This is a genomic window from Ferrimonas senticii DSM 18821 (assembly GCF_000422665.1).
Taxonomy (GTDB): Bacteria; Pseudomonadota; Gammaproteobacteria; order Enterobacterales; family Shewanellaceae; genus Ferrimonas; species Ferrimonas senticii.
Map to the genome: position 1 here is coordinate 57,995 of NZ_KE383899.1, position 12,610 is coordinate 70,604.

A 12,610-nucleotide genomic window follows, 5' to 3' on the forward strand; every position below is an offset into this window, starting at 1 on the left:
CGGCTTGTTTCATTTTTACCCCATCAAAAGCCCGCGAACTTCAACTGCTATTCTTTGCCATGCTAAGGTCAACACCTGCTTGATAACCTTAACTAAAGGACTCTCCTCCATGTGGTACATGATCTGCTCTGAAGACGTTGAAAACAGCCTGCCGCTGCGCACCCCTGTACGCCCTGCTCACCTTGCTCGTCTGCAAGAGTTGCGCGACCAAGGTCGGCTACTGACCGCCGGCCCATTCCCAGCCATCGACAGCGACAACCCTGGCGATGCCGGCTTTACAGGCTCTATGGTCGTAGCTGACTTCGACAGTCTGGAAGACGCCCAAGCTTGGGCCGATGCCGATCCATACATCCCAGCAGGTGTGTACAAAAACACCGTAGTAAAACCGTTTAAAGCGGTTTTCTAAGATGAAAATTGTCTCCTTCAATATCAATGGACTGAGAGCCCGACTGCATCAGTTGCAGGCGCTGATCGATAAACACCAGCCGGATGTGATCGGTCTGCAGGAGATCAAAGTGGATGATCCGCAGTTCCCACTGGATGCGGTTACTGCCATGGGCTATCACGTCGCCCATCATGGTCAGAAAGGCCATTACGGCGTAGCGACCCTAACCAAAACCGCGCCATTGGCGGTGCAAAAAGGGTTTCCAACCGACGATGCCGACGCCCAAAAACGGATGATCATCACCACCGTAAGCGATAGCGACGGCCAACCACTGACCATCTTGAATGGCTACTTCCCGCAAGGGGAGAACCGCAAGCATGAGACCAAGTTTCCAGCCAAAGCCAAGTTCTACAGTGATTTGATGAATTACCTAAACCAACACTGCGATGCCAATGGCCGCGTCGTGGTAATGGGTGACATCAATATCAGCCCAACCGACTTGGATATTGGCATTGGCGATTCAAACCGCAAGCGCTGGCTGCGCGATGGTAAATGTTCGTTCCTGCCAGAAGAGCGTGATTGGCTGGCGACCTTACAAGCTTGGGGGTTAGATGACAGCTTCCGCCATCTGCACCCAGAGCGTGGCGAGGTTTACAGCTGGTTTGATTACCGCTCTAAGGGATTTGATGACAATCGCGGTCTGCGCATTGATGTCATTTTAACCAGCAAGGCGCTGACTGAACGGGTACTCGAGGCGGAGGTGGACTACCAGTTGCGCGGCATCGATAAACCGTCAGATCATGCTCCAATTTGGACGGTTCTCAGATAGTCACATCATGAACGTAGTTCAATTACGGCGCTTAGGCGCCGTTTTTGTTAATTTCTTGGCAAAATTAACCAAGCGCTTTCACATCAAAAACATCTAATCAAAATTCCCCTCATTAACTCGCTGCAAACTGACTGCAATTTCAACTAAACGGCGACTTGGGCTTACCAAAAACTATAAAAACTGAAAGTTTCTGATCAGTTGTAGGGTTAATCTTAATTACGATGTGCACTTGCTCATATTTTCACACTGTCTCTCTGGTTTGAGTCAGCATCGACTGTTATCTATGTCGATGCTTGAGGGAAGAACCAAGCGTGGTTGTGGCTACGGTTGCACCACTAACAACCTTAGAATGCCGTTGAGCAGAGGAAAAATATACAATGAGTCAAGCTCAATTAAATAAACTGATGGACTGCGTAGAGATCTTCCGCGAGGTTTACAGTGAAATTCCACCTCAGACTTGCCTGATGTTTATGCAGGTATGTCAGGAAGAAGGATGCTCAATTAAAGAACTGCAAGAACGCTTTGAGATGTCTCAAGCCAGCGCCAGTCGTAACGCTCGTCTGCTGTCTGAGCGAGTGCATTCTGGCCGCAACGGTTTAGGCTTGGTTGAACTGCGTGTTGATGAACAGGATTACCGCATCAAGCGTGCTTACCTGACCGAGCTGGGTCGTGAGTTGCGTGATCGTCTGACCACCATCATGCACTGATCTGTCCGCCCTACAACGAGCAGATATACAAAAAAGCCAATCAACAGATTGGCTTTTTTGTATTTAAAAACGGCTATTTAGTCCGATTTCTAGTGGTTATGTAGGTTACAGCCACAAAGGTGACAACCGACAGCAACAACGCCGGTACAATCGCATGCACGCCCAACGGCTTGATGCCGGTTGTAGTCCAATATAAGAAACTGCCACTGCCGGTCAGCATCGCACTGATTGCCCCTTGAGCATTGGCTTTTTCCCAGAACAATCCCAGCACCACCGGCCACAGAAATACCGCTTGCAGCAAGCCAAAAGCGGTTAAGTTGAGCCAGATGATCATCTGTGGCGGATCCAGCGCCAATAGGCCACAACCCAGCGTCAGCACCGTCACCGACAGATAGCTGAAGCGGCGTTGTTGCGATTCGCTCAACTGACGTTTGCGCATCAGCAGATCTTTCACCAAGGTGCTGGCACTTTGCAGCAGCATCGAATCGACTGACGACATAATCGCCGCCATCGGTGCTGCCAACAATAAGCCTGCGACTAACGGTGGGAACAGTTCAACCATCAAGCGTGGGATGATCTCATCCGGGCTAGCCAAATCAGGGATCAACACCCGCCCTAATACCCCACTTAGATGCGGCAGCAGCACCACCACCACCGACACTAGGGTACCAAACACCATCGCTTGTTTAAGCGCATCGCCGTCGCGCACCGCCATCGCTCGCAGTGCCGTGTGTGGCAACCCCAGGGTGCCAAAACAGACCAGTACCCAAAACGACAGCAAAAACGGCCAGCTTAAAAACTGATTGGGGCCTTGAGGATCCAGCAGGGCTGGATCAATGCGGGCCAGCTCGCTGGTCATGGCGCTGATCCCGCCGCCTTTAACCAGCAAACCGACGAATAGGGCTACCATCCCAAACACCATTACCAAACCCTGTAGCGCGTCGGTGTAAGATACCGCCCGAAAGCCGCCCCACAAGGTGTACAGCATCACGGTACCGACAAACATCGCCAGCCCCAGATGGTAATCCACTCCAGTCATTACACTCAGCAACCGAGCGCCACCGGTAAACTGCACCACCACCATGCCAATAAAGGCGCCCACCAGTGACACCCCAGCCAGCACCAACAACAACTTACTTTGGTAACGCTGTTCCAGCACATCAAGCACGGTCACGGAATTATAACGGCGCGCTATCTGCCACAACTTGGGACCAACCACCCCTAGGGTAAGCATTGCCACTGGCACTTGGATCATCGCCAGCAACACCCAGCCAAGACCAAATTTGTAAGCTGCTCCCGGGCCACCGATAAATGATGAGGCACTGATATAGGTGGTTACCAACGCCAACGCCAGCAACATCCCCCCCATAAATTGGCCACCGAGAAAATAGCGCTGAGAGAAATCCCCTTCGGCAACACTACGACGGGCGGCAATCCGCGCCACCGCCAAGGTGATCAGCAGATAGGCAAAGATGGGAACAAGAAGACTAAAATCGGCCATTAACGCTTAACCAACCAACAACGCACCGCAAGGCACAATAACAGTGGCGCCACCACACAAGAGCACCAAAACCACAGTGGCAGACCCGCCACTACTCCTTGGTCACGCAGCAGCAAAGGCCCCAACAACCAGAACAAAAAATATCCAAGAGTCAGCAAAAATGCGCCCTTGGCCAACGATTTAGGATTAATGTCGTGCATATAATCAGCACAGCGTTATGAGAAGTGCGGCAATGGTAAGCAACAATTTGCCAAACTGACAAACTGGCGCTGCAATAACGCAGACCAAACATCAAGGATGGATAGACATTTAGAAGTCTAAATGCGACTGTTTAATGAGGTTCAAACAAACAAATAAGTGACTTGGATCACCACTTGCACCCCAATCACGAGAGGCTGATCACAAAAAAGGTAAATAGTTTTTTACCGCTCCATTTCCGTAACATCCGTTCATGCCTCGATAAAATCCCTATGCTAATCTCACCGTTGTAATTTGGTATGACCAATGTGCTCTAGGCCGCAGCACTGTGCGGCTGAAAAGACCAACATAAAACGGTACCTAAATAAGCCACCGGCTTTATTTTAATCGCCCGTTGTACGCCGCATCGCGGTCGCTTCTATCCCGACCGCCTGCCCCGTCCATTTGAGGGCCACCGCTATTATGCCGGTTTGATTGCGGCGACCACCTGCCAAATTGCACAGATTTTCTACCATTAGCCCTAACCCTTTAGGAGCGAATGGACACAGCCACAGGCTGAACTTAATACGGGCAGCACGCCCACACACTGGTAATCCACGGATTAACGAAAAGGTAGATCGCATGACTGACAATACCGAAATGTTTGCTAAAGCTTGGCAAGGCTTTAACGACGGTGATTGGAAAACTGAAGTAAACGTACGTAACTTCATCAACACCAACTTCACCGAATTCACCGGCGACGAATCTTTCCTGGCGGGCTCCACCGAAGCAACCGACACCCTGTGGGCAAAAGTAATGGAAGGTATCCGTCAGGAGAACTCCACCCACGCGCCTGTTGATTTCGATACCAACGTAATCTCCACCATCACTGCTCACGATGCTGGTTACATCAACAAAGATCTGGAGACCATCGTTGGTCTGCAGACTGAGGCTCCGCTGAAGCGCGCTATCATCCCTAACGGTGGTATCCGCATGGTGGAAGGTTCTTGCCAAGTGTACGGCCGTGAACTGGACCCAGAGATCAAAAAGATCTACACCGACTACCGCAAGACCCACAACGCTGGCGTATTCGATGTATACACTCCAGACATCCTGCGCTGCCGTAAGTCCGGCGTTCTGACCGGTCTGCCAGACGCATACGGCCGTGGCCGTATCATCGGTGACTACCGTCGTGTAGCACTGTACGGCATCGACTTCCTGATGAAGGACAAGCTGGCTCAGTTCCACAGCACTCAAGAAGCGCTGGAGAACGGTGACGTTGAAGATATGCTGCGCCTGCGTGAAGAGATCGCAGAACAGCACCGCGCTCTGGGTCAAATGAAAGTGATGGCAGCTAAGTACGGCTTTGACATCTCTGGCCCTGCGACCAACGCTCAAGAAGCTATCCAGTGGACCTACTTCGCTTACCTGGCGGCGATCAAGTCTCAGAACGGTGCTGCGATGTCTCTGGGTCGTGTATCTACCTTCCTAGACGTGTACATCGAGCGCGATCTGCAAGCTGGCCTGATCACCGAAGTACAAGCTCAAGAGATGATCGACCACTTCGTAATGAAGCTGCGTATGGTTCGCTTCCTGCGTACCCCTGAGTACGATCAGCTGTTCTCTGGCGACCCAATCTGGGCAACCGAGTCCATGGCTGGTATGGCGCTGGACGGCCGTTCTCTGGTAACCAAGAACTGTTTCCGCTTCCTGAACACCCAGTACACCATGGGTCCATCTCCAGAGCCAAACATCACTGTACTGTGGTCTGAGTCTCTGCCAGAAGGCTTCAAGAAGTACTGTGCCAAAGTATCCATCGATACCTCTTCTATCCAGTACGAGAACGACGATCTGATGCGTCCAGACTTCCAGTCTGACGACTACGCGATCGCTTGCTGTGTATCTCCACAGGTTCTGGGTCAGCACATGCAGTTCTTCGGCGCTCGCGCTAACTTGGCTAAGACCCTGCTGCTGGCTATCAACGGCGGTAAAGACGAGAAAGACGGTGCTCAGATCGGTCCTAAGATGGAGCCAATCACTGGTGAGTACCTGGACTTCGAAGAAGTTTACGCCAAGCTGGACGTATTCTCTGACTGGCTGGCTAAGCAGTACGTGACCGCACTGAACTGCATCCACTACATGCACGATAAGTACTCTTACGAGGCTTCTCTGCTGGCACTGATGGATCGCGACGTAACTCGCACCATGGCTTGTGGTATCGCTGGTCTGTCTATCACCGCTGACTCTCTGTCTGCTATCAAGCACGCTAAAGTAAAAGTTATCCGTAACGAAGACGGTCTGGCTATCGATTACGCTATCGAAGGCGACTACCCGAAATTCGGTAACAACGACGCTCGTGTTGATGACATCGCGGTTGAGCTGGTTGAGTCCTTCATGAACAAGATCCGTTCTCTGAAGACCTACCGTAACTCCACCCCAACCCAGTCTATCCTGACCATTACCTCTAACGTGGTATACGGCAAGAAGACCGGTAACACCCCAGACGGTCGTCGTTCTGGCCAGCCTTTCGCACCAGGTGCAAACCCAATGCACGGCCGTGACGAGTCTGGCGCAGTAGCGTCCCTGACCTCGGTAGCGAAACTGCCATTTGCTCACGCAAAAGACGGTATCTCTTACACCTTCTCCATCGTACCTGGTGCACTGGGCAAGGACGAAGATGGTCGTCGTGCTAACCTGGCTGCCCTGATGGACGGTTACTTCAAGCACACTCCAGATCGTGAAGGTGGTCAGCACCTGAACGTGAACGTGATGAACCGTGAGATGCTGGAAGATGCCGTTAAGCACCCAGAGAAGTACCCACAGCTGACCATCCGTGTGTCTGGCTACGCCGTACGTTTCAACGCTCTGACCGCTGAACAGCAACAAGACGTAATCACCCGTACCTTCACCAACTCTCTGTAATCTCAGAGTTCGTTAGTGAACTAGGTTGATTGAAGGCCTTGCCATTGCGGCAAGGCCTTTTTGCAATCTTAATCTGTATTGGTTTTTTCGATAACAGTAAGCACCAATACAGATTGTGATTTCTCTCCTGCCATTAGGCAGGCACATCGTCCGCCACAACTGGCAACGATGTTCACCAGCCATGACCGCCCCAGCAAGCGCGGTCATGCCACTGCGGAGTAGTGCTTATGAGCGTCAAAGGACGTATTCACTCTTGGGAAACCTGCGGCACCGTTGATGGGCCAGGGATCCGCTTTATTGTGTTTATGCAAGGCTGCCAAATGCGCTGCCAGTACTGCCATAACCGCGACACTTGGGATATGAAAGGTGGCAAAGAGGTCACCGTTGAGGAAGTGCTATCGCAACTGGATAGCTACAAACATTTCTTTGCTGCCAGTGGCGGCGGCATGACCATCAGTGGCGGCGAAGCGCTGCTGCAGATGGAGTTTGTCCGCGATATGTTCCGCGGTGCCCAGGGCATCGGCGTGCACACCTGTTTGGATACCAACGGCTACATCAAAGGTCACAGCGAATTGCTGGATGAAGTGTTAGACGCCACCGATCTGGTGATGTTGGATCTGAAGCAGATCAACGACGATGTCCACCAAAACTTGGTTGGCGTTTCCAACAAGCGCCCGCTGGAATTTGCCCAGTACCTGGCCAAGCGCAACATCAAAACTTGGATCCGCTATGTGGTGGTACCAGGCTTTACCGACGATCTGGAATCGGCCGAGAAACTGGCAGAGTTTATCGCACCGATGACCAACATCGACAAGGTAGAGTTGCTGCCATACCACGAGTTAGGCGCCCACAAATGGGAAAGCCTTGGCCACGACTACCCGCTTAAAGGCGTCAGACCGCCAGCGCGGGAAACCATGGAAGCGATCCAAGCGGTGTTCGAACGTCACGGCCTCAACGCCAAGTTCTAAAATTGCTTTTTGCCAACAAAAAAACGCTGACTAAGGTCAGCGTTTTTTATTGCTCGCGCATCGTTGCTGATTGGTCAGGATGATTCCCAAGCCGATGTGAGCGACGGCTTTTGCTCTTACTAAAAACCAACCACAGCTACCGAGTTACCCATAAAACAACACCTTAAACCATTGGTCAGACCAATTTGTTTAACGTGCAGATAAAGGAACGCCGCTTCGGTGAGGAAGCGGCGTCGGGGGCCAGCACGGCAGTCTATCTATTGTCGCCAAAAGGCTCGGTCGAGGCGTTTAAACGCTCGGTCTAACAGGCATGCCATGTGCTGATACTGTGCTCGCGCCGTGACGGGCGCTTCGTCGCATCCGGCTTCAATCAGCCGTTGCCTAACCTCCTTGCACCAGTTTACCAGTGGCAGCGGCAGGGGTTGCACCGCTCGCCAGCCCAACCAGTATAGACCTTGCAGCGGCAAGGTGACAATAAATAGCCACTGCGCCCAGAACGGCGCGCTAAACTGCCCCATCAACTTAAGTTGGGCGGCGGCGGTCACCATCGCCACCACCGGCATCCACATGATCGCGAAGCGGGTTGCTTTGATCACTCGGTTTTCAGGGAAGCGACTGGCAAGTTCCGGCACCATCGGCCAGCTACGCATATAGTGATAGCCCGTTCCAATTCGCTTAATTACTGAGTTCAATCATTTGCCCCTTAGCAGTGAGTTTGGTCACAGTTTTGCTACCGATTTCACGATAGCACAGTAGTCCGTTGTCGTTATTGGGTAAAATGGTCTTACCCGATCGCGGCGCCGCTGTCCTTCACCTCTATTGTACTTCGCAATGCGGCTGAAGGTTTAAGTCGGCTTCAAAGTGCCGCGACTATAATGATAGCTCCCTATCATATTTATCCCGCTTAGCGAGAACCCACTGGGCTCTGGCTCGGTGGTAATTTCATTTTTAGGTGATTAAACAATGAGCAAACTTGTTCTAGTTCTTAACTGCGGTAGCTCCTCTCTGAAGTTCGCGGTAATCGACGCGTTGAACGGCGACGAGAAACTGTCTGGTCTGGCTGAGTGCTTCAACCTGGTTGACGCCCGCATCAAGTGGAAACTGAACGGCGAGAAGAGCGAAGCTGCTCTGGGCGCTGGCGCTGCGCACCGCGAAGCGCTGAGCTTCATCGTTGACACCATCCTGCCTGCTGAACTGGCAGAGCAGCTGGTAGCTGTTGGTCACCGTGTTGTACACGGCGGCGAGAAGTACACCAAGTCTGTACTGATCGACGACGCAGTAATGGCTGGTATCGAAGAGTGTGCTTCTTTGGCACCGCTGCACAACCCAGCAGCACTGATCGGTATCCGCAGCGCGCAAGCGTCTTTCGCTAACCTGCCACAGGTTGCTGTGTTTGACACCGCGTTCCACCAGACCATGCCAGCTGAAGCTTACAGCTACGCTATCCCACAGAAGCTGTACCGCGAGCACGGCATCCGTCGCTACGGCATGCACGGTACCTCTCACCTGTTCGTTTCCGGCGAAGCCGCTAAAGTACTGGGTCAAGAGATCGCTGACACCAACGTAATCACCTGTCACCTGGGCAACGGCGGTTCTGTAACTGCAGTTCGTGGCGGTAAGTCTGTAGATACCTCTATGGGTCTGACCCCACTGGAAGGCATCGTAATGGGTACTCGCTCTGGCGATCTGGATCCAGCGATCATCTTCCACCTGGTAGACAACCTGGGCTACACCCTGACCGAAGTTAACGACATGCTGAACAAGCAGTCTGGTCTGCTGGGTCTGTCTGAAGTAACCAACGATTGCCGCGGCATCGAAGAAGGTTTCGCAGAAGGCCACAAAGGCGCGACTCTGGCTCTGGAAGTGTTCTGCTACCGTCTGGCTAAGTACGTTGCTTCTTACACCGTTCCGCTGAAGCGCGTTGACGCGATCATCTTCACCGGCGGCATCGGCGAAAACTCCGATCTGATCCGTAAGAAAGTACTGGAGCATCTGGCTATCTTCGGTTACGAAGTAGATGCAGACAAGAACACCGCTGCTCGTTTCGGTAACGACGGCATCATCACCAAAGATGGCTCTCCAGTAGCTATGGTGATCCCAACCAACGAAGAGTTCGTGATCGCGTCTGACGCACTGTCACTGATCTAAATACAGATTGGTCACAACGGGCTCCACGGAGCCCGTTTTTTGCTTTCTCAATGAGGTAATTGATGTCTCGTTCAATTATGTTGATCCCGGTTGGTACCGGTGTCGGCCTGACCTCCGTTAGCATGGGTATGGTCCGTGCACTGGAACGTCAAGGCGTTAAAGTTAACTTCTTTAAACCAATCGCCCAGCAGCGTCCTGGTGATATGGGCCCAGAGCGCTCTACCACCATCATGGGTACCTTCCCTAACATCAATCCGCCAGAGCCAATGGCGATTGAACAGGCTGAGCGTCTGATCTCCGCTGGTGACACCGATGTGCTGCTGGAAGAGATTGTTGGTGCCGCCAAAGCGGTTGATGGCAGCCATGAAGTGATGATCGTAGAAGGTCTGGTACCGACTCGTTCACACCCATTTGCTAACACCCTGAACAGCCGTATCGCCAAAGCGCTGGACGCGGATATCGTGCTGGTGATCAACCCAGGTTCCGATTCTGCCGCTCAGGTTCAAAGCCGTCTGGAAGTTGCGGTTAACAACTTCGGTGGTAAGTCCAACAAGCGCATCCTAGGTGCGGTTGTTAACAAGATCGGTGCACCGGTTGATGAGCGCGGCCGTGCTCGCCCAGACCTGTCTGAAGCGTTCGATCACGAAGGCGTTGTTCGTGGCAGCCACACCGACATGTTCCAGCTGTCTGCCTCAAGCCCTGTGCCAATTCTGGGTGCGATCCCGTACAACCTGGCGCTGGTATCCCCACGTGCGTCCGATCTGGCCAAGCACTTGGGTGCTCGTCTGATCAACGCCGGTGAGATGCACTCCCGTCGTCTGCGTCGCGTATCTTTCTGCGCCCGCTCTATCCCGAACATGATCGGTCACCTGCAAGCGGATTCGCTGCTGGTTACCTCTGCCGATCGTGAAGACGTGGTGGTTTCCGTGTGTCTGGCAGCCATGAACGGCATGAAGCTGGGCGCCCTGCTGCTGACCGGCGGCTACGAGCTGGACGAAGGCGTTGCTCGCCTGTGTCAACAAGCGTTCGATACCGGCCTGCCAGTAATGGTTGCCGATACCAACACTTGGCAAACTGCGCTGAACATCCAAAACTTCAACCACGAAGTGCCACTGGATGACATGGAGCGCATCGAAGAGGTGCAGAACTACGTTGCTGCCCACATCGATCGCAAGTTCATCGAAGGTCTGACCGACAACTCCAAGCGTGAAAACCGCCTGTCGCCACCAGCGTTCCGTTACCAGCTGACCGAACTGGCGCGTGCCGCTAAGAAGCGTGTTGTGCTGCCAGAAGGCGATGAGCCACGTACCGTGCAAGCCGCTGCGATCTGTGCTGAGCGCGGCATTGCGGAATGTGTGCTGATCGGTAACCCAGATGAGATCCGTCGCGTTGCTGAGCAAAACGGCGTAACTCTGGGTGAAGGCGTAACCATCGTTGATCCAGAAGCGGTACGTGAAAACTACGTGGCGCCAATGTGCGAACTGCGTCGCGGCAAAGGCCTGACCGAAGTTGTGGCTCGTGAGCAGCTGGAAGACACCGTGGTACTGGGTACCATGATGCTGGCGCAAAACGAAGTTGACGGTCTGGTTTCTGGTGCGGTTCACACCACCGCCAACACCATCCGTCCACCACTGCAGTTGATCAAGACCGCCCCAGGTTCTTCTCTGGTGTCTTCAATCTTCTTTATGCTGCTGCCTGATCAGGTTCTGGTTTACGGCGACTGTGCCATCAACCCAGATCCAAACGCCGAGCAACTGGCGGAGATCGCCATTCAGTCTGCTGACTCTGCCAAGGCATTCGGCATCGAGCCTAAAGTGGCGATGATCTCTTACTCCACCGGTTCCTCTGGCGCTGGTGCAGACGTAGAGAAAGTGCGCGAAGCTACTCGCATCGCTCAAGAGAAGCGTCCTGATCTGCTGATCGACGGCCCACTGCAGTACGATGCGGCAGTAATGCCAAACGTAGCGGCGTCTAAAGCACCAGGCAGCCCAGTAGCGGGTCAAGCTACCGTGTTCGTATTCCCAGATCTGAACACCGGTAACACCACCTACAAAGCGGTACAGCGCTCTGCGGATCTGATCTCTATCGGTCCAATGCTGCAAGGCATGCGCAAACCTGTGAACGATCTGTCCCGTGGCGCTCTGGTTGAAGACATCGTCTACACCATCGCTCTGACCGCAATTCAAGCCGGCGCTGCCGACGCCTAATTGCCAGTCGTATCACTGTTCAAAAGCCGAGCATCTGCTCGGCTTTTTTGTAGCGCCTAGGCCAGCAACTGAACAATAGTAAAACACTGTCGTTACTGGGTTAAACCAACGATACTGTGTATAACCACAGTGAATCTGTGATCGCTGATCTCTGCCCCCGATCTTTTAACACCCTTATCCACAGATTCTGTGGATAACTGGCCAAACCAATTCTCCCGCAAGCAGCAACTTTTTCTGTGGCAAATACCGCAAATTTTGTTCAAGTCGAGGTTATTGCCATGGCAACGATTGCATACTGACTGCTGTTAATTTGCCAATCGAAACAGGACCTTGATTTGCCACTGCGATCATTTACCGGGTTACTGCTTGCCGTGTGCCTTAGCGGCTGCAATCAACAGCAACCGCAAACCCCAGAACAGGTCGCCTTGACGCTATTTCACGCCCTGTATGTCGAGCATGATCTACGCCAAGCGAAAGCTCAGCTCAGTGCCGAATTATTAGCCCAATTTGAACAACATCAGTTGCCAAGCCAGATCCAACGCAACCTGTTTGCGCTGCCGCTCGAACAGGTCAGCGTCAGTGTTGCCGATGTGGAAGCGGACTTCTTTCGAAAAAATAGCGAACAAGTACGAGTGCTGATCCGGCTTGATGGCATTCAAGGGTTGAATACCATCAGCGATGATCGCTGGGTGAAGTTGCAGATGCTGGAACAGCGTTGGGTTGTCACCCAGTTATATGAAGACCCATTGGGCAATCGCAGTTAAGA

11 protein-coding genes are annotated in these 12,610 nt (G+C 52.8%); 8 read left to right on the forward strand and 3 right to left on the reverse strand.

Annotated elements, in window-relative coordinates; all coding sequences use genetic code 11:
• The first annotated feature begins 109 nt into the window (after positions 1-109).
• From G506_RS0115345 to G506_RS19920, 3 genes are all read left to right on the forward strand, one after another.
• The gene (locus G506_RS0115345) at positions 110-406 is read left to right on the forward strand and encodes a YciI family protein (RefSeq protein ID WP_028117636.1); all 297 of its coding nucleotides are present in this window, start codon (positions 110-112) and stop codon (positions 404-406) included.
• A gap of 1 nt (position 407) precedes the next feature.
• Positions 408-1,214 carry an exodeoxyribonuclease III gene (gene xthA / locus G506_RS0115350; protein WP_028117637.1) on the forward strand — a complete coding sequence of 269 codons (807 nt, stop codon included), beginning with the start codon at positions 408-410 and terminating at the stop codon, positions 1,212-1,214.
• A gap of 377 nt (positions 1,215-1,591) precedes the next feature.
• Entirely contained in the window at positions 1,592-1,921 is a 330-nt protein-coding gene (locus G506_RS19920) for a helix-turn-helix domain-containing protein (protein ID WP_051202184.1), read from the forward strand.
• 73 nt (positions 1,922-1,994) lie between these two features.
• On the opposite strand, the gene panF is transcribed toward G506_RS19920, so the two are convergent.
• Both panF and G506_RS0115365 read right to left on the reverse strand, forming a co-directional pair.
• Positions 1,995-3,422: a sodium/pantothenate symporter gene (panF, locus tag G506_RS0115360; protein ID WP_028117638.1), complete on the reverse strand. Its 1,428-nt coding sequence runs from the start codon at positions 3,420-3,422 to the stop codon at positions 1,995-1,997.
• Positions 3,422-3,622 (reverse strand): DUF997 family protein, encoded by a 201-nt coding sequence (locus G506_RS0115365; RefSeq protein ID WP_028117639.1) that lies wholly within the window; start codon positions 3,620-3,622, stop codon positions 3,422-3,424. Before G506_RS0115365 ends, panF begins: the two co-directional genes overlap by 1 nt.
• A 619-nt stretch (positions 3,623-4,241) precedes the next feature.
• Between G506_RS0115365 and pflB the strand changes: the two genes are divergently transcribed.
• Positions 4,242-6,521, forward strand: coding sequence for a formate C-acetyltransferase (gene pflB, locus G506_RS0115370; RefSeq protein ID WP_028117640.1), 2,280 nt, complete (start codon positions 4,242-4,244; stop codon positions 6,519-6,521).
• A gap of 227 nt (positions 6,522-6,748) precedes the next feature.
• Positions 6,749-7,489 (forward strand): pyruvate formate lyase 1-activating protein, encoded by a 741-nt coding sequence (gene pflA, locus G506_RS0115375; RefSeq protein ID WP_028117641.1) that lies wholly within the window; start codon positions 6,749-6,751, stop codon positions 7,487-7,489.
• Positions 7,490-7,746: 257 nt separating this feature from the next.
• Here the strand turns inward: pflA and yfbV are convergent, their stop codons facing one another.
• Positions 7,747-8,181 (reverse strand): terminus macrodomain insulation protein YfbV, encoded by a 435-nt coding sequence (gene yfbV, locus G506_RS0115380; protein WP_276197853.1) that lies wholly within the window; start codon positions 8,179-8,181, stop codon positions 7,747-7,749.
• A 271-nt stretch (positions 8,182-8,452) separates the two neighbouring features.
• Between yfbV and G506_RS0115385 the strand changes: the two genes are divergently transcribed.
• The 3 genes from G506_RS0115385 to G506_RS0115395 all read left to right on the forward strand — a co-directional run bounded on the left by G506_RS0115385 (position 8,453) and on the right by G506_RS0115395 (position 12,608).
• Complete coding sequence (locus G506_RS0115385) at positions 8,453-9,637, forward strand: acetate kinase (RefSeq protein ID WP_028117643.1); 1,185 nt, start codon at positions 8,453-8,455, stop codon at positions 9,635-9,637.
• A gap of 62 nt (positions 9,638-9,699) precedes the next feature.
• Complete coding sequence (gene pta, locus G506_RS0115390) at positions 9,700-11,844, forward strand: phosphate acetyltransferase (protein WP_028117644.1); 2,145 nt, start codon at positions 9,700-9,702, stop codon at positions 11,842-11,844.
• Between the two features lie 335 nt (positions 11,845-12,179).
• Complete coding sequence (locus tag G506_RS0115395) at positions 12,180-12,608, forward strand: hypothetical protein (protein ID WP_028117645.1); 429 nt, start codon at positions 12,180-12,182, stop codon at positions 12,606-12,608.
• Positions 12,609-12,610: the final 2 nt, after the last annotated feature.